The sequence below is a fragment of the Flavobacterium hauense genome (assembly GCF_054457175.1).
This window is the reverse complement of sequence record NZ_JBTKVX010000025.1, coordinates 1-26,833: the sequence shown is the minus strand read 5'-3', so window position 1 is coordinate 26,833 and position 26,833 is coordinate 1. Positions and strand designations below refer to the sequence as shown.

At 41.7% G+C, this 26,833-nt stretch carries 23 protein-coding genes; 12 read left to right on the top strand and 11 right to left on the bottom strand.

What is annotated here, in order from left to right; all coding sequences use genetic code 11:
* Positions 1–11: 11 nt before the first annotated feature.
* From glmS to ACX0HA_RS15595, 3 genes are read right to left on the bottom strand one after another with little or no spacing between them, the layout of a single operon-like run.
* Positions 12–1,859, bottom strand: a complete 1,848-nt coding sequence (glmS, locus tag ACX0HA_RS15605) for a glutamine--fructose-6-phosphate transaminase (isomerizing) (RefSeq protein WP_458846233.1) — start codon at positions 1,857–1,859, stop codon at positions 12–14.
* Positions 1,860–1,864: 5 nt separating this feature from the next.
* Positions 1,865–3,463 carry a DUF4270 domain-containing protein gene (locus ACX0HA_RS15600; RefSeq protein WP_458846232.1) on the bottom strand — a complete coding sequence of 533 codons (1,599 nt, stop codon included), beginning with the start codon at positions 3,461–3,463 and terminating at the stop codon, positions 1,865–1,867.
* Between the two features lie 19 nt (positions 3,464–3,482).
* The gene (locus ACX0HA_RS15595) at positions 3,483–4,289 is read right to left on the bottom strand and encodes a glycogen/starch synthase (protein WP_458846231.1); all 807 of its coding nucleotides are present in this window, start codon (positions 4,287–4,289) and stop codon (positions 3,483–3,485) included.
* A gap of 103 nt (positions 4,290–4,392) precedes the next feature.
* On the opposite strand from ACX0HA_RS15595, the gene panC reads away from it, so the two are divergent.
* From panC to ACX0HA_RS15550, 9 genes are all read left to right on the top strand, one after another.
* The gene (gene panC, locus ACX0HA_RS15590; RefSeq protein WP_458846230.1) at positions 4,393–5,238 is read left to right on the top strand and encodes a pantoate--beta-alanine ligase; all 846 of its coding nucleotides are present in this window, start codon (positions 4,393–4,395) and stop codon (positions 5,236–5,238) included.
* Positions 5,239–5,251: 13 nt separating this feature from the next.
* Entirely contained in the window at positions 5,252–5,602 is a 351-nt protein-coding gene (gene panD / locus ACX0HA_RS15585; protein ID WP_458846229.1) for an aspartate 1-decarboxylase, read from the top strand.
* 2 nt (positions 5,603–5,604) lie between these two features.
* Positions 5,605–6,567, top strand: a complete 963-nt coding sequence (locus ACX0HA_RS15580; RefSeq protein ID WP_458846228.1) for a lysylphosphatidylglycerol synthase transmembrane domain-containing protein — start codon at positions 5,605–5,607, stop codon at positions 6,565–6,567.
* Positions 6,568–6,611: 44 nt separating this feature from the next.
* Positions 6,612–7,757 carry an alpha/beta hydrolase gene (locus ACX0HA_RS15575; protein ID WP_458846227.1) on the top strand — a complete coding sequence of 382 codons (1,146 nt, stop codon included), beginning with the start codon at positions 6,612–6,614 and terminating at the stop codon, positions 7,755–7,757.
* A 150-nt stretch (positions 7,758–7,907) separates the two neighbouring features.
* Positions 7,908–9,269 (top strand): DNA repair protein RadA, encoded by a 1,362-nt coding sequence (gene radA, locus ACX0HA_RS15570; protein WP_458846226.1) that lies wholly within the window; start codon positions 7,908–7,910, stop codon positions 9,267–9,269.
* Positions 9,270–9,278: 9 nt separating this feature from the next.
* Positions 9,279–11,270: a transglycosylase domain-containing protein gene (locus ACX0HA_RS15565; protein ID WP_458846225.1), complete on the top strand. Its 1,992-nt coding sequence runs from the start codon at positions 9,279–9,281 to the stop codon at positions 11,268–11,270.
* Positions 11,271–11,610: 340 nt separating this feature from the next.
* Positions 11,611–13,233, top strand: coding sequence for a DUF4139 domain-containing protein (locus ACX0HA_RS15560; protein ID WP_458846224.1), 1,623 nt, complete (start codon positions 11,611–11,613; stop codon positions 13,231–13,233).
* A gap of 72 nt (positions 13,234–13,305) precedes the next feature.
* Positions 13,306–14,649, top strand: coding sequence for a PQQ-dependent sugar dehydrogenase (locus tag ACX0HA_RS15555; protein ID WP_458846223.1), 1,344 nt, complete (start codon positions 13,306–13,308; stop codon positions 14,647–14,649).
* 246 nt (positions 14,650–14,895) lie between these two features.
* Positions 14,896–15,753: a T9SS type A sorting domain-containing protein gene (locus ACX0HA_RS15550; protein ID WP_458846222.1), complete on the top strand. Its 858-nt coding sequence runs from the start codon at positions 14,896–14,898 to the stop codon at positions 15,751–15,753.
* A gap of 75 nt (positions 15,754–15,828) precedes the next feature.
* On the opposite strand, the gene ACX0HA_RS15545 is transcribed toward ACX0HA_RS15550, so the two are convergent.
* Both ACX0HA_RS15545 and ACX0HA_RS15540 read right to left on the bottom strand, forming a co-directional pair.
* Entirely contained in the window at positions 15,829–16,791 is a 963-nt protein-coding gene (locus ACX0HA_RS15545; RefSeq protein WP_458846221.1) for an OmpA family protein, read from the bottom strand.
* A 31-nt stretch (positions 16,792–16,822) separates the two neighbouring features.
* Positions 16,823–17,584: an exodeoxyribonuclease III gene (locus ACX0HA_RS15540; protein ID WP_458846220.1), complete on the bottom strand. Its 762-nt coding sequence runs from the start codon at positions 17,582–17,584 to the stop codon at positions 16,823–16,825.
* Positions 17,585–17,775: 191 nt separating this feature from the next.
* On the opposite strand from ACX0HA_RS15540, the gene ACX0HA_RS15535 reads away from it, so the two are divergent.
* Both ACX0HA_RS15535 and ACX0HA_RS15530 read left to right on the top strand, forming a co-directional pair.
* Positions 17,776–19,599 carry a GNAT family N-acyltransferase gene (locus ACX0HA_RS15535; RefSeq protein WP_458846219.1) on the top strand — a complete coding sequence of 608 codons (1,824 nt, stop codon included), beginning with the start codon at positions 17,776–17,778 and terminating at the stop codon, positions 19,597–19,599.
* 180 nt (positions 19,600–19,779) lie between these two features.
* The gene (locus ACX0HA_RS15530; protein WP_458846218.1) at positions 19,780–20,697 is read left to right on the top strand and encodes a Fic family protein; all 918 of its coding nucleotides are present in this window, start codon (positions 19,780–19,782) and stop codon (positions 20,695–20,697) included.
* A gap of 53 nt (positions 20,698–20,750) precedes the next feature.
* On the opposite strand, the gene ACX0HA_RS15525 is transcribed toward ACX0HA_RS15530, so the two are convergent.
* From ACX0HA_RS15525 to ACX0HA_RS15515, 3 genes are all read right to left on the bottom strand, one after another.
* Positions 20,751–21,245, bottom strand: a complete 495-nt coding sequence (locus tag ACX0HA_RS15525; protein WP_458846255.1) for a DUF805 domain-containing protein — start codon at positions 21,243–21,245, stop codon at positions 20,751–20,753.
* Positions 21,246–21,418: 173 nt separating this feature from the next.
* Entirely contained in the window at positions 21,419–21,814 is a 396-nt protein-coding gene (locus ACX0HA_RS15520; RefSeq protein WP_458846254.1) for a DUF805 domain-containing protein, read from the bottom strand.
* 194 nt (positions 21,815–22,008) lie between these two features.
* On the bottom strand, positions 22,009–22,971 hold the full coding sequence (locus tag ACX0HA_RS15515; RefSeq protein ID WP_458846217.1) for a 2-hydroxyacid dehydrogenase: 963 nt from the start codon (positions 22,969–22,971) through the stop codon (positions 22,009–22,011).
* 118 nt (positions 22,972–23,089) lie between these two features.
* Here ACX0HA_RS15515 and ACX0HA_RS15510 point away from each other — a divergent pair, with 118 nt between their 5' ends.
* Positions 23,090–24,121, top strand: a complete 1,032-nt coding sequence (locus tag ACX0HA_RS15510; protein ID WP_458846216.1) for a hypothetical protein — start codon at positions 23,090–23,092, stop codon at positions 24,119–24,121.
* Here ACX0HA_RS15510 and mgtE read toward each other — a convergent pair.
* From mgtE to ACX0HA_RS15495, 3 genes are read right to left on the bottom strand one after another with little or no spacing between them, the layout of a single operon-like run.
* Entirely contained in the window at positions 24,105–25,457 is a 1,353-nt protein-coding gene (gene mgtE / locus ACX0HA_RS15505) for a magnesium transporter (protein ID WP_458846215.1), read from the bottom strand. The genes ACX0HA_RS15510 and mgtE overlap by 17 nt on opposite strands.
* Positions 25,447–26,226 (bottom strand): 16S rRNA (adenine(1518)-N(6)/adenine(1519)-N(6))-dimethyltransferase RsmA, encoded by a 780-nt coding sequence (rsmA, locus tag ACX0HA_RS15500; RefSeq protein WP_458846214.1) that lies wholly within the window; start codon positions 26,224–26,226, stop codon positions 25,447–25,449. The genes mgtE and rsmA overlap by 11 nt, the downstream gene beginning before the upstream one ends.
* Positions 26,227–26,256: 30 nt before the next feature.
* Entirely contained in the window at positions 26,257–26,574 is a 318-nt protein-coding gene (locus ACX0HA_RS15495; RefSeq protein ID WP_458846213.1) for a DUF4286 family protein, read from the bottom strand.
* Between the last annotated feature and the right edge of the window lie 259 nt (positions 26,575–26,833).

The window sequence follows — 26,833 nt, the reverse complement described above, 5'->3', positions numbered from 1 at the left end:
TATCTCAATGATTACTCTACCGTAACCGACTTCGCCAAATTCCTTGGTTGGTCTACGTTACATTCCCTCATTACCGCAATGTGGTATGAAAGCAATTGTAATGGTATAGTAGTCAATAGCGGCGATAAGGCATCAACAGTATACGGAATCTCGATAACGTGGTCAGCCAACGCTTTTACCTGCGTATCGCCCTGTGTTACCACAGCAATAATTTTTCCGCTTCTTGATTTTATCTCCTGTATGTTACTCACGATCTTGTCGTAGTGCTCCTGCTGCGGCGCAATGATAACAACCGGCATCGACTCATCAATAAGTGCAATAGGCCCGTGTTTCATCTCAGCTGCAGGATAGCCCTCGGCATGGATGTATGATATTTCTTTTAGTTTTAATGCGCCTTCAAGTGCTACCGGGAAGTTATAACCCCTACCCAGGTAAAGTGCATTTGGCGCATCTTTATAAACTGCAGCTATGGCTTGTGCAACATCATTGGTTTGTAATGCTTCAGCTACCTTTTCAGGAATAAGCTCCAGTTCCTGCAGGTACCTGTGGAAATCTGAATTGCTCAGCGTTCCTTTAGCCTGAGCCAAACGAAGCGCGATAAGCGTAAGTACCGTGATCTGGGTAGTGAATGCTTTTGTAGAAGCCACCCCTATCTCCGGGCCGGCATGTGTGTAGGCACCGGCATGCGTTTCGCGCGAAATCGACGAACCTACAACGTTACATACACCAAATACAAATGCTCCGTGCTCTTTAGCAAGTTTAATTGCTGCTAGGGTATCGGCAGTTTCACCCGATTGTGAAATAGCGATAACAACATCCGTTGATTTTATGATCGGGTTCCTGTAACGGAACTCAGAAGCATATTCTACCTCTACTGGTATGCGTGCAAATTCTTCGAAGATATACTCGGCCACAAGACCGGCATGCCATGAAGTACCACAAGCAATAATCAGTATCCTTTCGGCATTAAGGAATTTCTGAAGGTTATCTTCAACACCTGCCATCCTGATAAGGCCTTCATTAGCATGAAGCCTACCACGGTAAGTATCTTTAATAACACTTGGCTGCTCATAAATCTCCTTAAGCATAAAGTGGTCGTAACCGCCTTTTTCTATCTGCTCAAGGTTCATCTGAAGCTCCTGGATATATGGATCTACTAAAGAGTCATCCTTAATTTTTCTTATTTTCAGTGCTTTATCAAGCCTGATGATAGCCATCTCCTCATCTTCAAGGTAAATAGCGTTAGATGTATATTCTATAAACGGTGAAGCATCAGATGCCACAAAGAACTCGTCTTTTCCAACACCTATAGCAAGCGGGCTTCCTAAACGGGCAGCAATAATTTCTGTTGGCCTTTCTTTATCAAACACCGCAATGGCATAAGCTCCTACCACCTGGTTAAGCGCCACCTGAACGGCCTTACCCAGCTTAAGGTTATCCTGTTTCTTAACCTCTTCTATAAGGTTCACAAGAACCTCAGTATCGGTATCAGAATGGAAAACATACCCTCTGTTGATCAGTTCTTTTTTAAGCGGCTCATAGTTTTCTATGATACCATTGTGTACTATAACAAGGTTGCCCGAGTTAGATACATGGGGGTGAGAATTCACATCGTTAGGAACACCATGTGTTGCCCAACGTGTATGCCCTATCCCTATAGAACCATTTAATGTTATTTCTTTTTCTGCCCTTGCTTCAAGGTCAGACACTTTTCCTTTTGTTTTTGAAAGCTTAAGATCAGTACCGTCGTAAAGAACAACACCTGCACTGTCATATCCCCTGTACTCAAGCCTTTTAAGGCCTTTGATAATAACAGGATAAGCTTCTCTATGTCCTATGTAACCTACAATTCCACACATACTACTTATTCTTTAGGTTTGCTGTAATAAATTTCAAGCTTAATTTTCTTCCCGTCAGGAACATTAGCCCCGGTGCCATATAGTACAGTGCCTAAAAGGCTTTGTACCGAAGCATACGGAACGTCTTTAACTTGTGTATCCCCTTCCGTGAAAGGTGTTTTAAGCTTATAATTGGTTGTAATATTTATATTATCAGTAATCACAAGGCCAAGCTTCACATTAAGTGAATCTCCGGGCTTGTTGTTTCCTTTTATAATATTCTTAATATGGTTTGTAACCGTTATTTTATACTGATTGTTGATGGTATCCCTGATACCGCCATAAATCTTCTTATCTCCCTTAGGGTTTCCTAAACTCGTAGTTCCATCCATAGAATAATCGGCAATAGGCTTCTTGTTTGTCAGATCATATAAATAGATCCTTGCCGGCTCAGGGGCATTAGCCATAGCTCCTTTGTCAATATGAAAAATAAGGTTAGCTTCGTTTATCAGTATCTTTTCGCCAATAGCATCCGGCATAAGCGCATTAAGCTGATCCTGGTTAAGCTCTATAACCGACATAGATCCTGCACCGCCTTTTACAAAAAGCTGATCGTCTCCATTTACAGCATCCGATGTTGTTACTGCCGTATTAAATGTCGAGTTGTAAGAATTGTCAAAAAAGTTTATCGTATTACCCTTTAGGTTAAAAGTAACCGTTTTACTTATACGCGGCTTGTCAAGATTAGGCCCCGCTACACCATCAGTCCTCGATTCATAATCATGTATCTTGCAGGTAATGGTTCCTGACGTAAAGTCAGGCGTATTCATCACAGCTCCACCGGTTTGCTGTACTTTAAAATACAATCCTCTGAAATAATCTTTGAAAATAGTATTATTTAAAAGATTTCCTTTGTTTGCCTCACTAAAGAATATCTCTTTCATCCTGTTAGCATCAAGGTAAAATAACATACCCGGCTTTTTGGTTTCAACAAGCTTATCTGAATTATCAGACTGTTTAGCATGGATCTCCAGCTCTTTTCTGCTGAAACTAAAAGAAGGAGCATCATACAACTGCTCTACGACCATGTTATCTACCATCTGTTTATCGTCAGAAAAATAACGCTGTATATTATCTGTTGCTCCGGGATCAGAATCTCTCAGATAATATCCGTTACGGTACAATTTAAGGTCAAATGTAGCCGTTTCATCTCCAATAAAGTAGTCCTTATCCCATTTATATAGGGTCTCTCCGTCATCTGCTACCGACTCTATATTAACACGATATGGCACATAAAGATAAACAGAATCTACAACCGGATCATATATAGTAGGGTTTTCTGACGCCATTGCTATTTGCGTAACAAAGTGCGAAACAGTTTTACCAAATACAGGGTTATCATATATACCTAGCTGGTTTTGGAGCATGTTATTAGACTGCACAGCACCCATAGGCCTGTCATAAGCGACTACATCAACAGTATCTTTTGTCATGTTGCTATGTGTATCGCCTCCTATAACATCAGCTCCTATAAAATTAAAGTCGTCGTCGCACGATACTAAAAGCACAGCACTCAACGCAAATAAAGCAAAGATTGTTCTCTTTAGAAATGAACTATTCGTCATTATATATTTTTTTGATTTACTATAAAACCTGATTTCTATAGAAATTAGTATATGCCTCTGCAAATTTATCTTTCCCAACAAAAGGAAGGAACGGTTTTCCTGAGGCTTCTACAAACTTAACTAATTCATCAGACAGGTTTTCAGAAGCGATGATAAGAGCATCAGAATGTGCTATCGAAGCCTTCATTACATTATTGTAATCAGGCGTTTCAAGCATTTTCACATCGCTTTCAGGCACATTGTCAAACAATACTTTTTTAAGCATGTCTTTATCCAGTGTCCCGTCAAAAGACTGGTTGTATACAGATGTAACAATTTTAGTATCGGCAAAAAGCGCTTCGTGCTTGTAGTAGTGTTTCATATACACGGGAAGCATTCCTGCCAGCCATCCGTGAACGTGTATGATGTCCGGCACCCAGTTTAGCTTTTTTACAGTCTCCACAACGCCTTTAGCAAAAAAGATAGCTCTTTCGTCGTTGTCAGGATACAATACCCCATCTTCATCACTAAAAGTAGCTTTCCTTTTAAAGTATTCGTCGTTGTCAATAAAATAAACCTGTATTCTTTCTTTAGGAATAGAGGCCACCTTTATAATAAGTGGCATATCCATATCGTTTACTACCAAGTTCATCCCTGATAATCGGATTACCTCATGCAACTGATGCCTTCTTTCGTTAATATTACCATACCTTGGCATAAATATCCTAATCTGCCCGCCCTGGTCATTAATCATTTTTGGCACATCATACGACATTAGAGAAACTTCATTCTCTGCCAAATAAGGCACTACTTCAGATGATACATACAATATCCTCTTATCCTCCATTGTAAAACTTATATTTATTAAGTGTAAAAACACGCAAAATTAAACAATTTTGCGCATTTTATAACTATTATATTAATTTTGCTTCGAATATAATAGAAACCCAATGCTCATTTTCAACAAAAAGGCCGATTTAGCCTCATTTCTATCAGCTTACAAAAACAACAAATCCTCAATTGGCTTTGTCCCCACAATGGGGGCATTACACAAAGGACACCTCTCATTATTAGAGATGTCGGCAAAGGATAACGATATTACGGTAATCAGCATTTTTGTAAATCCTACCCAGTTCAACAACCCCGAGGACCTCGAAAAATACCCAAGGACACTTGAAGCCGATGAAGCGAAAATAAAAACAGTGAGCGACAAGATCGTAATTTTTGCTCCTTCTGTTGATGAGATGTATGACGGAAACACCATTTCGGGCCACTTTTCTTTTGACGGCCTTGAATTCCAGATGGAAGGCAGCCACCGCCCCGGCCATTTTGACGGCGTAGGCACTATCGTAAAAAAACTTTTTGAGATCGTTACCCCTACTAATGCCTACTTTGGCGAAAAAGACTTCCAGCAATTGCAGATCGTCAAAAAAATGGCAGAGAAAGAAGGCATGCCCATAACTATCGTAGGCTGCCCTATCAGCCGCGAGACAAATGGCCTTGCCATGAGCTCAAGAAACGAAAGGCTTACACACGAAGAAAAAGACAAAGCCGCATTTATATACAAAACACTTCAGGAAGCGAGGCAAATTTTTGCAAATGAGGATATAGCAAGTGTTAAAAAACATGTTTATGATGCCTTTTCCACACGTCCTGAATTTAAAATGGACTATTTTGAGATAGCCGCCGAAGACGACTTAGTGCCTGCAAACACTAAGGAAGACAAAGCTTACAGAGGCTTTATTGCAGTTTTTTTAAGCAATGTTAGGTTAATAGACAATATTTCATTAAATTGATTACCTTTGCGCCATGCAAATTCAAGTTGTAAAGTCCAAGATTCACCGCGTTATGGTGACTGGAGCTGATTTAAATTACATAGGCAGCATTACCATAGACGAAGCGTTAATGGAAGCAGCCAATATTATTGAAGGTGAGAAAGTTTCTATCGTTAACATCAACAATGGTGAACGCCTTGAAACTTATGCGATTAAAGGTAACAGGAACAGCGGCGATATCACGCTAAACGGACCTGCGGCAAGAAAGGTACAGCGTGGCGACATAATTATCATAATATCTTACGGGATACTTGATTTCGAAGAAGCCAAAAGCTTTAAGCCTTCACTGGTATTCCCTAACGAGAAAGACAATACCCTTACATAGTTTTGAATAAAAAATTAAGCAAAATTTTAAGCATAATACTCCCACTGGCCGTGGGAGTATTTTTAATTATATATACCTACAATCAGTTTACACCCGCTCAATTGGAGGAGATAAAAGGCTATTTTAAAAATGCCGACTATGCCTACATCTACCTATCAATGCTTGTAGGCCTATCAGGCCACATTGCCCGCGCTTATCGCTGGAAGTATACCCTTAACCACATAGGCTACACGAGCCCTTTCATGGTAAAGTTCAGTGCTGTATGCATTACCTACTTAATGAACATGACCGTACCCCGAAGCGGCGAAGTGAGCCGCGCCCTGGTATTAAAGCGCTACAGCAATGTACCTTTCGACAAAGGCCTTGGCACCATCATCAGTGAGCGCGTGGTCGACTTATTCCTGCTCCTCTTTTGTGTGGCCGGAACAGTAGTACTGCAATTTGGCACCCTTAAAGATTACCTGAACAAAAACATACCATACCAAAACCTGGTGATATATGCCATTACCTGTGCTGTACTAATGGGTGGAGCCGTGCTTTTTTACATGTACGGCAAGAACAAATGGCTATTGAAGCTTAAAGAAAAGATCTCAGGACTTGTAGAAGGTGCAATGAGCGTTTTCACCATGCCTAACAAATGGCCTTTCCTTTTACTGTCGTTATATATATGGTTCAGCTATGTACTGATGTTCTATATTACCATATTTGCCATACCCGAAACGGCCGGACTTAGCTTTGGCGTGGTATGTGTTGGCTTTGTCATTGGCAGCCTTGCCGTAACCTTCAGCAATGGGGGCTTTGGCGTATATCCTGCTGCACTTGCAGGAGTATTAGGGCTTTATGCAGTACCTAAAGCTGCAGGAACCGCCTTTGGATGGTTAACATGGGCTTCACAAACCGGACTGATTGTTTGCCTTGGAGCACTGTCATTTTTAGTGTTGCCTTTACTTTACAAACGCAAATAATTGTTACCTTGCTTCACGTTTTCTACTAAAAAACACGTAAAGCAATGAAAAACAAAACCTTACTCTTTTTCTTACTTTTTACAACTGCCTTATTCGCCCAGAAAAAGGTTAATGAAGACATCCAGTCTCAAAAACTAAATGCAACCAGGCAGATAACTGTTGTGACTCCGGCATCGTATGACCTCCCGGCCAACAAAAATAAAAAATATCCGCTGCTGGTACTGCTCGATGGTGATTACCTTGTAGACCCTTTTTCAGGAATGATGTCGTATACCGAATACTGGAACGACTTACCCGAAGTAATTATAGTAGGCATAAACCAAAACAAGAACAACGAGCGCAAGATGGATTGCCACGTTGAGAAAGAAACTGGGCTTCCAGATGAATTCAGCGAGAAATTCTTTGATTTTATCGTTACCGAAATGATGCCTTATGTAGAGAAAAAATACCGCATCTCACCCTTCAAAATCATTGCCGGGCACGACCTTACAGCCGGCTACATAAACTTCTTCCTGTATAAGGAAAATCCGTTATTCAATGCTTACATCGCACTAAGCCCAGAACTGCCTAAAGAAATGGAAGTTGACCTGGCAGGCAGACTTGCGGATATCAAGACTCCTGTATATTACTATCTGGCTACTGCAGATGGCGATGTAATGAAAATGCAGAAAAAGATAAGAACGCTTGATGAAAACATTAAAAAAGCACCAAATCCTGCGCTGAAATATTATTTTGACGACATCAAGAATGCGTCGCATTATTCACTGGTGCCTTTTGCAATACCCGAGGCCATGTACCACATATTCTCGATATACCAGCCGATAACATCTATCGAATACCAGGAAAAGGTGGTTACGTTAAAATCAGGCTATGTAGATTACCTGGTCAAAAAGTATGATGTGATCCAGAAAGACCTTGGCGTAAAGATCGCTGTTCGCCTTAACGACTTCAGGGCTATTGAGGCAGCCATCCTTAAAAACGGTGCTTACGAAGAATTGAAGGCACTTTCTGATGTAGCTTCTAAAAATTACCCAAAAACCACTTTCTCTGAGTACTATACAGGCCTTTATTATGAGAAAATGGGCGAAAACAAAAAAGCCATAAATGCTTACATGAAAGGCTATGGATATAGTGAAGTAGGTGAATACTCTAAAGATATGATGCTTGAAAAAGCAGATAACCTGAAATAATACAGGCTCATAAATATAATAGCCACGAATTACACCAATTATCACGAATCAACAATTTGTGGAATTAGTGTAATTCGTGGCTAAATTTTTAACTTTAAAAGTGTATACTTTTGACTATTTTTGAAAACCAAATAAATTAGAACATCATTCATGGCCAAACTAAAGACTTCCTTCTTTTGCCAGAACTGCGGGACACAATATGCGAAATGGCAGGGACAGTGTAACTCCTGCAAGCAGTGGAACACCATTGTAGAAGAGGTTATCCAGAAAGAGGAGAAACAGGCCTGGAAACCCAGCTCTGGGGAAGTAAAAAAGGCACCCAAACCACTACGTATAAACGAGATTGATTCGGCCGCAGAAATTCGCCTTGATACCGGCGATGCAGAGCTTAACCGTGTTTTAGGAGGCGGGCTCGTGCCGGGGTCGTTAACGCTTTTAGGAGGCGAACCGGGTATAGGAAAAAGTACACTACTGCTACAGATATCGTTAAAGCTGCCCTATCGTACTTTGTATGTATCGGGAGAAGAAAGCCAGAAGCAGATAAAGATGCGTGCCGAAAGGATTACGCCATCTGCCGACAATTGCTACATACTTACAGAAACCAAAACTCAGAACATTTTCAGGCAGATCGAGGCAATTGAGCCCGAGGTCGTGATCATTGACTCCATACAAACCCTGCATACCGATTTTATCGAATCGTCGGCAGGAAGCATATCACAGATACGCGAAACCACGGCAGAACTTATAAAGTTTGCCAAAGAAACCAATGTACCTGTACTACTCATTGGCCACATTACCAAAGACGGCAGCATCGCCGGACCTAAGATACTGGAACACATGGTAGATACCGTTCTTCAGTTTGAAGGCGACAGAAATCACGTGTACCGTATACTACGATCGCTAAAAAACCGTTTTGGGTCTACCGCCGAGCTGGGCATTTATGAAATGCTGGGCACGGGATTAAGGGAGGTAACCAATCCGTCGGAAATACTGATATCGCATAAAGAGGAAGAGCTAAGCGGCACGGCAATTGCAACCACGATGGAAGGCATGCGCCCGCTTATGGTTGAGATACAGTCACTTGTAAGCTCGGCAGTATACGGAACACCGCAACGCTCTACCACAGGATATAATGCCAAAAGGCTCAACATGATACTGGCCGTACTCGAAAAAAGGGCTGGTTTCAGGCTGGGTGCCAAAGACGTTTTTCTGAATATAACGGGCGGTATAAATGTAGACGACCCTGCCATAGACCTTGCAGTGGTGGCAGCGATACTGTCTTCCAACGAAGACATTCCGGTAAACAAAGACTTTTGTTTTGCGGGAGAAATTGGCCTTTCGGGCGAAATTCGTCCCGTAAACAGGGTAGAACAGCGCATACTGGAAGCAGAAAAGTTAGGTTTTTCTACTATTTTTGTTTCTAAATACAATAAGATCTCATTAAAAAATACACAGATCGAAGTTAAGCTGGTAGCGAAAATTGAAGATGTAGCAGGTTACTTATTCGGTTAAACATACAGAATGCAAAAAAAGAGAATAAAAAAGATAGCACTTATAGTGCTCAGTATATTTGTTGTAATCATTATCCTTGCGGGTATCGGTTTCTTTGCCTTCAGGAACACCATCCTTGAAAAGGCCATAACTAAGATATCGGGCAAAATGAATACCGAGTACAACAGCAACTTTACCGTAAAGGAAGCTTCTTTTCACGGGTTTTCGGATATTGAGATGAAAGGCATAACCCTTGCTCCAAAAAATGCCGACACCCTGCTGAATGTAAAAGAGCTGAAGACAAGCATCAATCTGGGACACCTGCTTATGGGCGACCTGCAGCTGGGAAGCCTTGAGATGAAAGACGGCTTTATACAGCTTGTAAAAAACGCCAATGGCAAGAACTTTGACGCTTTCCTGAAGAAAAAAGACAAAGATGAGGAAGACGACGATAGTGACGACCCGGACTATGCATCGCGCGCCTACCGTTTGCTGAACAAAGCCCTGAATCTTGTTCCTACGGATATGGTACTGACCAACCTGAACCTTCGCCTTGACGACATGGGCAGGAAGGTAACACTTCACCTTAAAGAACTTAAACTGGTCGACAAAAAACTGGAATCATCTATTGGGGTAACAGCAAAGGATATTTCCCAGAACTGGAAGGTAAAAGGCCTTGCTGACCCAAGAAATAAGCAGGCCGACCTTGACTTTTTTAATACCGATACTACACGCATCGCGATACCTTATCTTAACGAACGTTACGGGATCAAGTCGGGCTTTGATGCCATTCACCTTAATGTAGACAACATAGACATGAGTGGCGGCAAATTGCATGTAGACGGTTATGCATCTATTCGCAACTTTATGGTTAACCACAGGCGTATCTCTTCTAAAGACGTGGTTATAGACAATGCGCGTTTTGATTACCGATTCCTTCTTGGATCCGACTTTATTGCGCTTGACAGTACCTCTACCATGCAGCTGAACAAGATAAAAGTACACCCGTTCCTTAAATACAGTGTAGAAGAAGACACTATATATGAGATGAAGGCCCGCATACCTCAAATGGCCGCTCAGGATTTTATCGTCTCGCTCCCAAAAGGACTTTTCAATAACTTTGAAGGCATGGAAGCCGAAGGTAACTTTAGCTATAACCTTGACTTTTTATACAACAAGAACAAACCCAACAAACTCGTATTTGACAGCAGCCTGAAAAAAGATGGCCTGAAAATCATAAAATATGGTGCGGCCGATCTTGCTAAGCTGAATACCGCATTTACATACAGGGCCATTGATAACGGAAGGGTACAACGTGCCATATCGCTAACGGTAGACAATCCGTACTATACCCCAATGGATCACATATCGCCCTATCTGAGAAAAGCAGTACTTACCAGCGAAGATCCGTCATTCTTTAACCATAGGGGTTTTATCAACGAGGCCTTCAAGCAGTCGATCATCAAGAACATAAAGACCAAAAAGTTTTCCCGAGGCGCAAGTACAATAAGTATGCAGCTGGTTAAGAACGTATTCCTGACCCGCGAGAAAACACTTTCGCGAAAGCTGGAAGAGATACTGCTTGTATACATACTCGAAAACAACCGCATTGCCAGCAAAGAACGTATGCTTGAAGTGTACTTCAATATTATCGAATGGGGTCCTGACGTGTACGGGATTGGCGAAGCAGCCTCCTATTATTTCCAGAAAAGCCCAAGCCAGCTTACGCTTGACGAATGCGTTTACCTGGCAAGCATCATACCAAGGCCAAAAGGCTTTATGTGGCAGTTTAACGACGAAGGCAATCTAAAGCCGTTTGCAGTTAAGCACAACGACTATATCAAGAAACTTATGCTTAGGCGTGGCTTGCTTACAGCCGAAGATACCATTGCACAGTCCGGCCAGATAGATGTTACCGGCCGTGCACGCTCGCGCATAAAAATAAAGGAAACCAATCCTTTCGCGAACGACTCAACCGGAGTGCAGGACTTTTTCTTTAACCTGTCTAAGGAGGTTTTTTAATCCTCACCCTAGCCCCCGATAGCTATCGGGCTACAAAGGAGAGGGGGAGATAGCCAACCGAATTAAAAGATTACGCAAATCTTACAGTAGAGTGAAGCTACGGCATTAAACTCCATGGCGTTAAGAAAATTATAAGTGAGGCGTTAAGAAGCATCCGCTGTTTGAGCCAAAGGCGAGTTCGGATGGTTTAGCAGAATGCAATAATTTTTAGCCTAAGGAGTTCGGCCGTGCCTTTTTGTTTCTTTTGTGGCAAGACAAAAGAAAACAGAAAAAATTTATAGCCTGTCCCAACCTTTTCACCAAATTCATAATCTATATCTAAAAGATAAACTTATAGATTATGAAAAAGATTGTTATGCTACTGCTTTTGGCCTGTAGCTTTGCTTACGCTCAAAAGCCTGTTTTTACAACTGCAAAAGTAAAAGCAGCTACCGTATATTTCAATTCGGCTGAAATTTCGCAATCCGCAGCCGTTACTCTTCCGGCAGGCACTTCGGAGGTCGTGATCAAGAACGTAGCCAATTACCTTATTGAGAACACCCTGCAGATAGGCGCACCTTCTAACGTTACGGTACTGTCGTCACAGTTTACTAACAATTACATTTCGGAGTATGAGCCCGACGAAAACTCCCCTGCCCTGAAAAAAGTGCGCGACAGCATTAAGCTTGTCGAGAAAGAAATTGCCCTTGTGGTTAACCAGAAAACATCAGAGCAAAAAACGCTTGAGCTCCTTGACAAGAATAATCAGGTATATGGACAGCAGTCGGGACTTAGCGTAGCCGAGCTGATGAAGATGGTAGACTATTATAAAGCCAAACGCACCGAAACCGCCAATACCATAAACACATTAGTTGCCAAAGAACAAAAGCTTAATGAAAAGCTGGCCGACCTGAGAAGCAGACTCGAAGTAAACATTAGCAAAGAAGAAAAAGTATCTACCGGAAAGCTGGTATTGCAGATAATGAGCGACGCACCCATCAGCACCCAGCTTGATATCAGCTACCTTACCCAGGGCGCATCGTGGCAGCCGTTTTATGATTTGAGAGCCGACAACATCACCTCACCTATTAATATGCTATATAAAGCACAGGTGGTACAACAAACAGGCATCGACTGGAAAAAAGTAAAACTTACCCTATCCAGCGGTTCTCCCAACCAAAGCAGTTATGCACCGGAACTGAACCCATGGTTTTTAAGCTTGGCAAACAATCTAAAATATAAAGATATGGTACCAGGGCTTCAGGTACAGGGAGCCTTTGCCTCTGATGACAAACAACTATCAGAAGTAGTAGTTCAAGCTTATCGCACATCAACCAAAGCCGTATCTAATGTAGCCGCTACCATTACTGAAAACCAGATGAACGTATCGTTTGATATTGATGTACCGTATGACATAGCATCTAACGGCAAGCAGCACAGCGTTACCCTTAAAGAAATAAAACTGCCGGCAACATACAGGCATTATTCTGTACCCAAACTTGAGCAGGAGGCTTTCCTTTTGGCAGAAATCAGCGATTATGCCAAATACAACCTGCTAAGAGGTGAAGCCAACATCATTTTTGAAGGCATGTATATTGGCAAGACAAGCATTAATCCGTCACAAACTGCCGACACGCTTAACCTGAGCATGGGCAGGGACAAAAAGATTTCGGTAAAACGAGAACTTATTGCCGAGAAATCCAGCACAAAATTCCTTTCATCAGGCAGGGAACAGGTGTTTACGTATGACATAATAATCAGGAACAACAAAAAAGAAGCCGCTAAGCTAACGATGAAAGATCAGTACCCTGTAAGTACTGATAAGGAAATCGAAGTTGAGCTGCTACAGAGTGACAGTGCCAAAGTAGAAACCGAAACAGGCATACTGAGCTGGGAACTAAACCTGAAAGCGGGAGAAACAAAAAAAGTGAGGATAAGCTATCGCGTGAAAGCACCTAAAAACAAATCGGTATATAATTTATAATGTTTTGTTAACCAATACACTAATTGATTAAATTGTAATAAATTTATTATATAAACCAATTAGTGTATTGCTATGAAAACAAAATTATTATTACTGAGCCTGTTCATGACAGGTATGGCATCAGCCCAGACCATTAGCCTGGAGCTTTTTGCAGACGGGTTTGATAGACCCGCAGAAATTGCAAATGCGGGAGACAGCCGCTTATTTCTGGTAGAACAGACAGGACGTATACAGATCCTGAATGCCGATGGCACGACAAACGAAACCCCTTTCTTAAACCTGAGTACTTTGATTAGTACCGGTAACGAACAGGGATTGCTTGGGCTTGCTTTTCATCCGGATTATGTAACCAACGGTTATTTTTATGTAGACTATACTGATGGCAATGGCGATACCGTGATTGCACGCTATACCAAAAGCACGACAGATGCTAATGCAGCAGACCCAAATTCTGCACTGGTAATGCTAACTGTAGAGCAGCCTTTTGACAACCACAATGGAGGATGTCTTCGTTTTGGCCCTGATGGTTACTTATATATCGCGATGGGCGATGGCGGAAGTGGCGGCGACCCAGGCAACAGGGCACAGAATAAAAATGAGCTGCTGGGCAAAATATTGCGTTTGGACGTAAATGCCGCTGCACCCTATATTCCGGCAACAAATCCTTATGTAGGTATTGATGGTGCTGATGCAGTATGGGCATTAGGGCTGCGTAATCCATGGAAATTTTCGTTTAATGACGGAAACATCTGGATAGCGGATGTAGGCCAGGAAAACATTGAGGAGATAAACAGGATGTCGGCTACCGCTTCAGGAATAAATTACGGTTGGAAATGCTTTGAAGGCACAGACGTATATAGTACCGACAACTGCTCGCTTGTAGAGATGTATACCATGCCGGTTGCCCAATATGAGCATGAAGGTACATCACGCTGCTCTATTACAGGCGGTTATGTTTATACAGGGTCAGCTTATCCTAACATGCAGGGAAAATACTTTTTTGCCGACTACTGCACTGCCGAAATTGGCGTGGTAGATGGCTCAACGCTAAGCTGGGTGGGTAATTTTAGCGGCACCATCACAACTTTTGGAGTAGATGCTAACCAGGAACTATATGCAGCCGGCAGCGGTACTGTTTATAAAGTGATAGACACCACAGCCGGACTGAATGATTTTGACAACAAATTGTTTTCTTTATATCCAAATCCTGCCGGTAATGAGGTTTTCGTTTCTGCCAAAGAAGGGTTCGGGGAGGGGCTTGCTTCAATATTTAACGTAAGCGGTCAACTGGTAATAGAACAGAAGTTAGGCGAAGGCCAAACAAAAATTGACACCTCTAAATTACAGACCGGTCTTTACATGGTTAAGCTACAAACACCAACTGTGGGATACAACACCAAACTTGTTATCAATTAGAAAACACATAACCCAAATATAAAAGCCGCATCCTAAGGATGCGGCTTTTGCTTTATACCAAACATGCGCTTCCAATGAATGCCTGGTTAATTCCTTTAAAAACTATTAGTCGTCAACACATTAATGTCACGAATTTTCCTTATCATTTTTGTTAAAAATAAAAGATTACAATACGGTAAATTTTAAGACAATCATTTTTTCGTAAAAAATTCACATTAGCTTCGGTAAAACTAAATCGACAAACTTATGAAGAATTTTTACATGACACTTTTTGCGCTTGCCTCCATGACGGGATTTGCGCAGCATTGCAACACTATCGTAATAAACGATACCAGTGAGCAGAATGGAATTTTTATCAGTGGTGCTCAGGGACAAAAAGCAGCAGCTGATATTCCTATTGAAGCTAGCCAGCAAATGACAATCACCCATATTAAGGTGACGCTTTCGAGTAAGCTTATTCCTGAGTACATTCATTTCCGTTTTTATGACAACCTCTACAATGTACCCGAGGATCCGGAAGTTGCACCGGGCAATATCCCGGGCGAAATTCTATTCGATGTTACCGCAACAACTGTAGGTACGAGCACAGAAATTGCTTATGATGAGATGCATGATTTCTACATTCGCGATATTAATGTTGAACTTTCTGAACCAATTGTACTTAACGGAGACCTGGTAGAGGAACGATTTTGGATGGGTGTACTTTCTGATGCAAGGGCATGGAACTGTACAGCTCACTATGAAACCGGAGAAGGCGTTATAGGCGAATCGTTGGCTATGGGAAATGATACTAGTGAGTGGTTCCAGATGATAAACATGGAGCAGCTGTATGAACTCACGGCAGAATGCAGTGTTCTGGGTGCGGCAGATTTTAATCTGGTTGCATTAAGCGTTTTTCCTAACCCTGCCAATGATGTTTTAAATATCGCATTGCCGGATGGTTCTGAAATTGCCAAAATAGAAATTTACACGATAGCTGGCCAAAAGATACAGGAAACAGGCAATGAGGCAATAAACGTTCCAGGGCTTGCCCCGGGTGTCTATATCATAAAAGCACAAACCGCTGACAATCGTGCTTACAACGGCAAGTTTATGAAAAACTAGTTTTTAATTTTTAGGTTTTAGACAAAAAGCCCCGTGCAATGTACGGGGCCTTTTAATTATAATAAGCGGAGATTATTAAATCTCGTTAAGCATTTTATTCAGCTCATCAAGCTTAGGTGTAAGGATGATCTCTATCCTCCTGTTCTTTGATTTGCCTTCGGCTGTTTCGTTTCCGGTAACAGGAGCATACTCGCTTCGTCCTGCTGCCGTAAGGTTTTTAGGAACTACTCCTTTGTTCTCTTTCAGGATATGCACAATGGCCGTAGCACGCTTTGTAGAAAGATCCCAGTTATCGGCGATATCACCTCCGCCTTTGTAGGCAGCATTATCGGTATGGCCTTCGATAAGTACCGAGATATCCGGGTTAGCTGCCAATACCTTACCAACTTCAGTTACTGCTTTTTTACCTTCTGTCCCTACTGTCCAGCTACCTGAACCAAACAATAGTTTGTTCTCCATAGAAACGTATACCTTTCCGTTCTTCTGCTCTACGGTAAGACCCTTGCCTTCAAATCCGTTAAGAGCTTTAGAAAGGGTTTCTTTCAGCTTTTTAAGGCCGGCTTCCTGTGCAGCAATCATGCCTTCAAGCTCATCCACACGCTGAGAGCGCTCCTGAAGTTCAGCTTTCAGTTTGTTCAGCCTTTCCTGCTCGGCAGCCAGTGCTTTTTCTTTAGCTTCAAGGTCGGCTAACAATTCACGGTTCTTTTTGCTGATGCTTGCATTGGTCTCACCGCTCGATTTTTCAAGATCGTTGTAAGACGACTGCATTTTGTCAAGCCCCGATTTTGTAGAAGCATAATCTTTAGACAGCTTATCCCTCTCAGCTTTCAACTTATCAAGTTGCGCCTGAAGGTCTTTTGATTTCAGGTCAAGTTCATTTTTTTCTTTGCCTATTGCTGCGTTCTCATCAGCAAGTGTGCGGTTTTCCTTTTTCAGGTCGGCATATTTGGTTTCCAGGTCGGTATATACCTTTTTAGAAACACAGCTCGTCATAAGTGCCAGTGCGAGCACCCCTGCCGAAATAGTCTTCATCTTCATTTTATATATGTTGTTTTATTGGTAATCTAATCTATTCAAACTCTACAAGTACCGGGCAGTGGTCGCTGTGTTTGGCTTCCGGTAATATGACCGCCCTTGTAAGACGCTCACGCATCGGTTCAGTAGCCAGCGCATAATCAATACGCCAACCCTTATTATTGCCACGGGCACCGGCACGGTAGCTCCACCAACTGTAATTGTGCGGTTCCTTATTAAAGTGACGGAATGTGTCTATAAATCCGTTTTTCAGGAATGCATCAAGCCATGCCCTTTCCTGCGGTAAGAATCCCGAAACCTTTGCATTGCGCACAGGGTCGTGGATATCTATTGCCTCATGGCAAATATTATAATCGCCACAGATGATAAGATTCGGAGTTTCTTTTCTCAGGTTATCGATATACTCCCTGAAATCGTCCATGTATTTGAATTTATGGTCAAGGCGGTCGATATTGGTTCCTGACGGAAGATACAGGCTCATCACCGAGAAGGTATCAAAATCAAGCCTAAGGTTTCGTCCTTCAAAATCCATATGCTCTATACCGGTCCCGTATACTACATTATTAGGCTTATGCTTAGAAAATATGGCAACGCCGCTATAGCCTTTTTTTTGTGCCGAAAACCAATAATGATAAGGGTAACCTGCTTCTTCAATCTCATGTATCGCTACCTGGTCGTGGGTGGCTTTTATCTCCTGCAGGCAGATGATATCTGGGTCGGCCTGCTTTAACCAGTCCATAAATCCCTTAGTAAAAGCGGCGCGAATGCCGTTTACATTGTAAGAAATAATTCTCATTGCATATAGTTTGAATTTCAAAAGTAACCAAAAAACCATACAAATGGAATACCCGGCAAATAATTGAACTCAACACACTGTAAAACAATAACATATATCCATCATCAATAAAACAATTTAAAAAAAGCATTCTCACTGACGGTTTCGCTATAATTGTTATCTTTGTTTTTCGCCCAAAACACAAATGTAGCATGAGTTTAGTTACTGCTAAAGAAGTTGCGAAAGCAATTAAGACTGACAAATATGGGTTTTTGGGGACTTTTTCAGGCTGGCTCCTGATGAAGGTTCTGAAGATCTCCACGATGAATAAAATATATGACAGGAACAAGCATCTTAGCGATCTTGAGTTCCTGAACGCCATACTTGATGAATTCCAGATAAAATTTGAGATTCCTGAAGAAGACCTTAAGCGCCTGCCTAAAACGGGGCCGTATATCACGGTTTCTAACCACCCCCTTGGTGGTATTGATGGCATACTGCTTTTAAAGCTTATGGTAGAGCAGGATCCTGACTTCAAGATCATTGCCAACTTTTTATTGCACCGTATAGAACCCCTGAAACCCTATGTAATGCCGGTTAACCCTTTTGAAAGCCATAAGGATGCCAAATCAAGCGTTACAGGAATAAAGGATGCGCTGCGCCACCTGAGCGACGGCAAACCATTGGGGATTTTTCCTGCGGGAGAAGTTTCTACCTATAAAGACGATAAGCTGGTTGTAGACAAACCATGGGAAGAAGGAGCCATGAGGCTTATCAAAAAAGCAAAGGTACCCGTAATTCCAATTTACTTTCACGCTAAGAACAGCAGACTGTTCTATTTCCTTTCAAGGCTGAGCGATACTTTAAGGACTGCTAAGCTGCCATCGGAACTGCTGACACAGAAAGACCGCGTTATCAAAGTAAGGATTGGCAAGCCAATATCGGTAGCAGAACAGGCAGAACACGAAACCCTGGAAGCCTACAGCGAATTCATCAGGATTAAGACCTATATGCTGGCGAACCCTTTTGAAAAGGAAACCAAGCTTATAGACACTGCTAACTTAAATCTAAACAAGATTACTTCAAGAGGCCCTAAAGACATTGCCACTCCTGCCAATCACGATAAGATACTCGCAGAGATTGCTGCCCTGCGTAAAGCAGACTTCCGTTTGCTGCAAAGCAAGAACTATGAGGTATTCTTTGTATCGGCAGATAAGATCCCTAACATTCTTCATGAACTGGGACGCCTTCGCGAAATTACCTTCCGTGAAGTGGGAGAAGGCACAAACGAATCGCTTGACCTTGACCAGTACGACAAGTACTATCACCACATGTTTCTTTGGGACGATGAAACAAAACAGATAGCAGGTGCCTATCGTATGGGACTTGGTAACGAGATCTATAAGAAATATGGCATAGATGGCTTCTATATGCACGACCTGTTCCGTTTTGAACCGGAACTATATGATATGATGAGCAAATCCATAGAAATGGGGCGTGCTTTTATCATAAAGGCCTACCAGCAAAAACCAATGCCATTGTTCCTGTTATGGAAAGGTGTCGTACATACTACATTGCGTTATCCGGAACATAAATTCCTTATTGGCGGTGTGAGCATCAGCAACCAGTTCTCTGATTTCTCAAAATCGCTGATGATCGAGTTCATGAAATCGCATTACTACGATCCTTATATCGCGCAGTACATACACCCTAAGAAAGAATACAAGGTAAAACTGAAAGATGCCGACAAGGACTTTGTATTTAACGAAGCCGAAGCTGATCTTAATAAGTTTGACAAATTTATTGAAGAAGTAGAGCCGGGCAACCTTAGGCTTCCGGTACTTATCAAAAAGTACATAAAGCAAAATGCAAGGGTTGTAGCCTTTAATGTCGACCCACTATTCAACAATGCTATTGACGGATTGATGTACATCCGCATTGCTGACCTTCCCGAAAGCACAGTGAGGCCCGTAATGGAAGAATTCCAGGCCGAATTGGAACGCAAGCTTGCCGAAAAAGGAGAAGAGCACCTATAAGATCACCATACTCAAAAGACAAAATCCCCGCCAATGGCGGGGATTTATATTTTAATCGGCTTTTGAATGTCGCCAGCATTCTATCGGCAAGAAAATAAACCTAATATTTAATTTACAAACATTGCCGATAACGGCAATGTTTGTAAATTAAATATTATTTTTACCCTCAATTTGCCGATAATGGCAAAGCTAACAGAAAATGTCATGGCCTATATTTCAGTAAGTCAATTTGCAAAAAGTAGAAACCTGCCCGAAAGGACAGTGCGCCATTATTGTGCAACAGGCAAGATAGCAGGAGCTTTTTTAACAGGTAAAACATGGAATATCCCTGAAGAAGCTACCTTGCCTGAAAAAGAAAATAAGAAGAAATTTAGTTCTAATATTTTGCTTAATATCCTAAAAGAGCAAAAGGACATGAGGCTAAAAGGAGGCATTTATCATCGCACGCAAATTGACCTTACCTACAACTCAAACCGCATTGAAGGCAGCAAGCTTACCCACGACCAGACACGGCATATCTTTGAAACCAACACCATTGGGGTCTCTCAAGAAAGTGTGAATGTCGACGATATAATTGAAACCACAAATCACTTTCGATGCATTGATCTGATTATTGATAAAGAAAAAGGGAAACTTACAGAATCGTTTATAAAAGAACTACACCTTATCTTAAAATCCGGAACCTCAGATGGCAGAAAAGGCTGGTTTAAAATTGGAGATTACAAAAAACTCCCTAATGAAGTAGGAGGTAATGAAACCTGCCCTCCCAAAGAGGTATCAGCAAAAATGAAAGAACTTCTTGCCAACTACAACAGCATAGAAAAGAAAACTTTTGAAGACATTATCGGCTTTCATCATCAGTTTGAAATTATACACCCATTTCAGGATGGAAATGGTCGCGTAGGACGGCTGATCCTATTTAAAGAATGTCTGGCCAATAATATTGTGCCATTTATCATTAATGAAGACCTGAAACTATTCTATTACAGAGGCCTGCAGGAATGGCCACAAATAAAAGAATACCTGTTAGACACCTGCCTAACTGCCCAAGACAATTATAAATATCTACTTAACTATTTTGAGATTGATTTCGAATAACTTAAGTCCGGCTCAAAAAACAAAATCCCCGCCAATGGCGGGGATTTATATTTTTAATATTCTTCTTTAAAGCCTATCTCATCAAGGCTATCATACGGCTGTTTAGGATCCGGGCCATATTCATTAACTCCCGTATCACCATTTGTGCATACAAGTACTAATAGCCATATAGCACCTCCGAACACTAACAACAAAGGAACTATAAAGCCTAACGCTCCTGAGCTACCTCCTGAAATTGTGGTTACTGAAACAACAGCCAGCCATACTGCTCCTATAAATATAGGTAAGCCGGTCCATACTACAAACCAGCCGCTTTTACCGATGTCGTGAAATCTCCTTACCATAACCGCAAGTCCCGGAATAAACACCGCAAGGCTATAAAGGCTTCCCAGGATTCCTATATCAAAGCCTATGAAATAATCTAAAACCTGCAGCACCAGGCCTATTAAGATGTTGCAAAGCGTATACCACCAGTATTCGCTTCTCCTTGCCCTACCCGAAAAGTTCGCATAATTATCTCTTACAACTTTTAAATACCAATCGATCATGTTCATTTCAATAATTGTTTTGGTTTGCCCCTACTCTTAAGGATTTTCAGGTTTCTCCGTATTTCTTAGCGACGCCTAAAATAAATATTAACACGAAAAAATCAAAACACATACCCTGTTTTTATTGACCAGATTATAACAAAATCCCCCGCGAATGGCGGGGGATCTCTATTTTAGTAGTCTTCTTTACTACCTATCTCATTGATATCATCATATGGCCTTTTTGGGTCCGGTCCGTACTCGTTAGGTCCCTGGTTACCCTCTGTAAATAGAAGAACAAGCAACCAAATCCATCCGATGACTGGCAATAAAAGAAGAAGTATGAACCATCCGCTTTTTCCTACGTCGTGCATTCTTCTCACAAACACTGCAAGACCAGGAACAAGCACAGCAAGTCCGTAAAGACTTCCAAGTATACCTATATCAAAACCAATAAAATAGTCTGCCACCTGTAATACCGCACCGATTAAAAAATTACAAAGCGCATACCACCAGTATTCACTCCTTCTTGCCCTTCCCGAAAAGTTCGCATAATTATCTCTTACAACTTTTAAATACCAATCGATCATGTTCATTTCAATAATTGTTTTTGGTTTGCCCCTACTCTTAAGGATTTTCGGGATTCTCCTGCTGTAATAGCTAAAATAACAAAATTTATTAAGCTGTCAGATATCGACGGCAAAACTCTTACAAACATTATAGGAACGCATTATCAACAGGCTCCCAAATTCTATCTTATTCCCTTCAGGGTCTAAAATTCGGCTTATTCGCTTTCGGCAGCACCAAAATATACCGCCTTTATCTTGTCAACTATTACCTGCGCCAGCTTCTCGTGACTTTCAAACGTCCATCCCGCTATATGCGGAGACAGCAGTACATTATCTGAATCCAAAAGGTATTGAAATGCCTCAGGAATATCACCATCTGTAAATAGGTGCTCAAACGATAGTTTTTCATATTCAAGCACGTCAAGTGCAGCGCCCAATACTTTTCCTGATTTAAGGGCATCAGCAAGATCCTGCGTTACCACACTTTTGCCACGGGCGGTATTGACCAGCCAAAACGGTTTGGCAAACGCATTGATAAAACCGGCATTGACCATTTTATTGGTTTCAGATGTCCATGGTGTGTGCAGGCTCAGCACATCGGCTTTCTGCTGCAACTCTTGCAGCGAAACCTGCCTGGCATTGGCATCGCCCATCATAGGCAGTATGTCGTAGCATAACACTTCTACATCAAAACCTCTCAGCTTTTTGGCAAACGATTTACCCATATTCCCATAACCGATGATACCAACAGTTTTTCCTTCCAGCTCATGGCCGCGGTTGGCTTCGCGTATCCATTGCCCATCGCGTATCTGCCTGTCGGCCCTGTTCAGGTTATTGAATAATGACAATAGCATTCCCAACGCCTGCTCTCCTACCGCATTGCGGTTACCTTCCGGAGCAGCAATTAAGTGAATTCCTTTGCTTTCGGCATAGTCGCAGTCAATACTTTCAAGACCAGCTCCTACACGGGCAATAAATTGCAGGTTGGTAGCTGCATCCAAAAAGGTCTTATCGATGTCAAAACGGCTGCGGATAATAACGCCATTATAGCCTGCTATCTTTGCCTCGATCTCTTCTTTAGTTGATTTATAATCGGCGTGGTTCTCAAAACCGGCCTGTTCCAGCTGTTCCCAAAGTATAGGGTTGTTGCTGTCTATGTGAAGGACTTTTACGTTCATCGTCAATCTTTAAGTTACTTTACAAAGTTACAGAAGTTTTGTACCACGAATTGCACAAATTGTACAAATGCAATTCTTACAGGAAATATTCGTTATTTTTATAATTCAACAACCAATCATGAAACACCTGCTATTCACTCTACTACTGTTAGGCAGCCTGTGTAACGCACAGGAATTTAAGAATACTACAAAAGTAACTGCCTGCCGACTGGTAAATTCAGACTCACACGGACCATGCAGTATTGAGTATTATGCCAAAAAACTGAAACGCTCAGGACATTACATCCAGGCCATTGAATCGTACAATGACACACTGGCCTACAATCTGCTAAAGCTGAAGTCTGAAGCTAAATCATGGAAAAGTGAGCCCTTTACATGTGGCGAAGATTCGCTCGCAACAGGAAGGCCTCATGTAACCAATATGTTTGTTATTGAAGTCAACAGCTTCAGGGATACCGTATTTACAACTGTAGACAACAAGGCCATTTATTTTTCAAAAGAACAGCTGCAATATGAAGCTCCTGAAAAAAACATACAGGCTGTTCTTACTAAAGATCTAACAGATTTTTTTCGCAGGGACTATAAATCCGAAATAAGCAGTTGGAATATGGATTCCATTCCGTCTTCAAGCATAACTCTTAACAAAAAAGCTTTTTACGGGCTGACACGAAAGGAATTCGAAAAAAGCGTCTATCCTTTTGATGTCGCGAGGGTCGATTCGGTATTCCTGGGAGCCGGAAAGCTTTACAAGACAGTAACCGCATTTTATATCAACGATATGAAATTCAGTTTTGATGGCGTAGGCGACCGAATAAGTGAAGTAGCCCTGGAATATACCAGTTTATCAAGAAGCCAGCCGGGAATGAACACCGTCAGCATCGATGATGTAAAGATAGGCGACCCCGAAGAGGTGCTTTGCAATAAATATGACAACACCACCTTATTAAAATATTGGGATGCACCGCTTAGTGCCATCAACAACTATTACACCTATGAACTATATATTGACGAGCTCGAAGGTATTGTAAGATACACCATCCGGAATAAGATAATTTATGCCATACATATAGAATTCAGGTATCCGCACGGAGTAAAGAAAAAGAAAGATGCTGTAAAAAAATCAGGTAGATCATCTAAAACCCAAGAATAGCCTTAGCTATAGAGAAATAGATCAAAATCCCACAGATATCATTACTGGTAGTAATGAAAGGCCCCGTAGCCAAAGCGGGGTCAATACCCATCTTATTAAGAAGGATAGGTACGAAAGTACCAATAAGTGATGCGATAACAATTACCGAAACCAGCGACACGCTTACAGTAAGCCCTACCTCATAGCCTACTCCTAAAAGGAAATGGCTTCCCAGAATAAGGATGAGTGCGAGTATCGAACCGTTAAGCAGGGTAAGCAATACCTCTTTTACCAATCGGTTAAAAAGCGACCCGCTAATGGTATTATTGGCAAGACCCTGAACAATGATCGCTGATGACTGTACACCTACGTTACCTGCCATTGCGGCAATAAGCGGTGTAAAGAAGAACAGCTCTTTATGGTTGTTCATCGCACCTTCAAAAATACCCAATACCTTTACGCTTACAAAACCACCAAGCAATGCCAGGATAAGCCAAGGCAAACGGGCTTTGGTAAGGTCAAGGATACTGTCATCGGCCTCAACGTCCTGGGAGATACCCGCAGCAAGCTGGTAATCCTTGTCCGCTTCTTCCTTGATAACGTCTACGATATCGTCAATAGTAATACGCCCCACAAGCCTGCCCAGTTCGTCTACCACAGGTATGGCCTCAAGGTCATACTTCTGCATGATACGGGCAACCTCAACATCGGGGGTTGTCACTCTTACATAATCTACTTTTGGAATATATACGTCGCTGATGGGTGTCTTGGTCGACGTTACCAGCAAATCTTTTAGCGAAAGCCTGCCTTTCAGCCTGTTTTCGTCATCTATCACATAAATGGAATGCACACGCTGAACATTCTCTGCCTGGTGGCGCATTTCGCGCACGCAGGTAAGCACCGTCCAGTTCTCGTTTACCTTTACAAGCTCTTTACCCATAAGACCACCCGCAGTATCTTCATCATAACGAAGAAGATCTACAATGTCTTTGGCGTGTTCGGCATCGATAAGTTCCTGGATAACCTCCCCTTTTTTGTTTTCGGGAAGTTCGGCGATAATGTCGGCAGCATCATCGGTACTAAGTTCATCAAGCTCTTCGGCAATTTCTTTTGGCGAAAGGTCTTTTAGTATCTTTTCGCGGACTTCCTCATCCAGCTCAAGCAGTATTTCTGCTGTCTTTTCACTGTCAAGGATATGGAACAGGTAGCTGGCTTCACTGCTGTCCAGCTCCTCCATAATTTCGGCAATATCAGCAAAGTGAATATCCTCTAGTAAGGCAACTAACTGCTCCTCACGATTTTCACTTATGTATTGCTCTATCTGAGCAATAAAATCTTTGCTGATTTTAAACTCCATTGGCCGCTATTTTTTGGGTAAGGTCTATGAATTGTTCCACCGAAAGCTGTTCCGGACGAAGGTCAAAGATAGTATCTTCCTTTAAATTATCGCTTAGGTTATATGTTTTTAAACTGTTACGAAGTGTCTTCCTGCGCTGGTTAAACGCCATTTTTACAACTGCAAAAAACAGCTTCTCATCTACCGAGAGGTGGTAGTTTTCTTTACGGATAAGCCTCAGCACACCCGACTTTACCTTTGGCGGAGGATTGAACACATGCTCATCTACCGTGAAAAGGTATTCGGCATCATAAAATGCCTGTACCAGTACCGAAAGGATACCATAGGCCTTACTTCCTTTTTTCTCGCAGATGCGCTGAGCTACTTCCTTCTGGAACATACCGGAGAATTCAGGGATCCTGTCGCGAAGCTCAAGAGTACGGAAAACGATTTGTGTTGATATGTTGTACGGGAAGTTACCGATGATGGCAAAAGGCACATCGGCAAAATCTTTGGTAATGTTATATCTCAGAAAATCTTCAGAGATGATCTTGCCGTGCAGTTTTGGGTAATGTGCATTAAGATACTCTACTGATTCGGTATCGATCTCGATCACATAGGTTTCGACAGGCTTATCCAAAAGGTATTTGGTAAGCACTCCCATACCGGGGCCTATCTCAAGCACTTTAATATAACCTTTCAGGGTAAGTGTATCGGCAATATCTTTTGCTATACTTTCATCTTTAAGGAAATGCTGCCCAAGATGTTTTTTGGCTTTAACTTTATCCATATCATTTTAGCCTTAAAGGCAGCTTAATTTCTAAACCGTAAATTCTTTCAGCACTTCAAGTTCTGTCCTGAAGGCAAGCATCTTGTCTCCAAAAAGGCTCATGCCTTCTGCCCTTAGTTTAGGAGCATCTTCGCTAAGATAAGACTCCAGAAGTTGCGCATTTTCGGTAAAATATTGCGTAGAATAGGTACTCCCGCCCATTTCTTCAACAATAAGCACTTTTACAAAAACCGCTTTTACAAATTTTCCTGTTGCCAGCACTTCAGGGATATGTTTTTCAGTCATCCATTGCACCCATTTATCATGAACGCTGTCGTCTATATTTACAGTAACGTTGTATATTATCATTGAAGGAGTTTGTTTGTTGATTTGGTTAATTGTTGATTTGACATCTATAACCATTGCAAAGGTACAAATTAATTATCCTGAGTTCAACATAAGTTATACCGCAGAGATACACAAAGAATTCACAGAGTATCACGGAGAAATTATCTTTAAAAGTACTCAGAGAAAGAAATTCTGCCAAGGCAGAATAAAACCTATGCGCACTATTCTAACTAAAAAAACTTTGTGTATCTTGTGTGGTACAATTCCCTTTTAATTAACT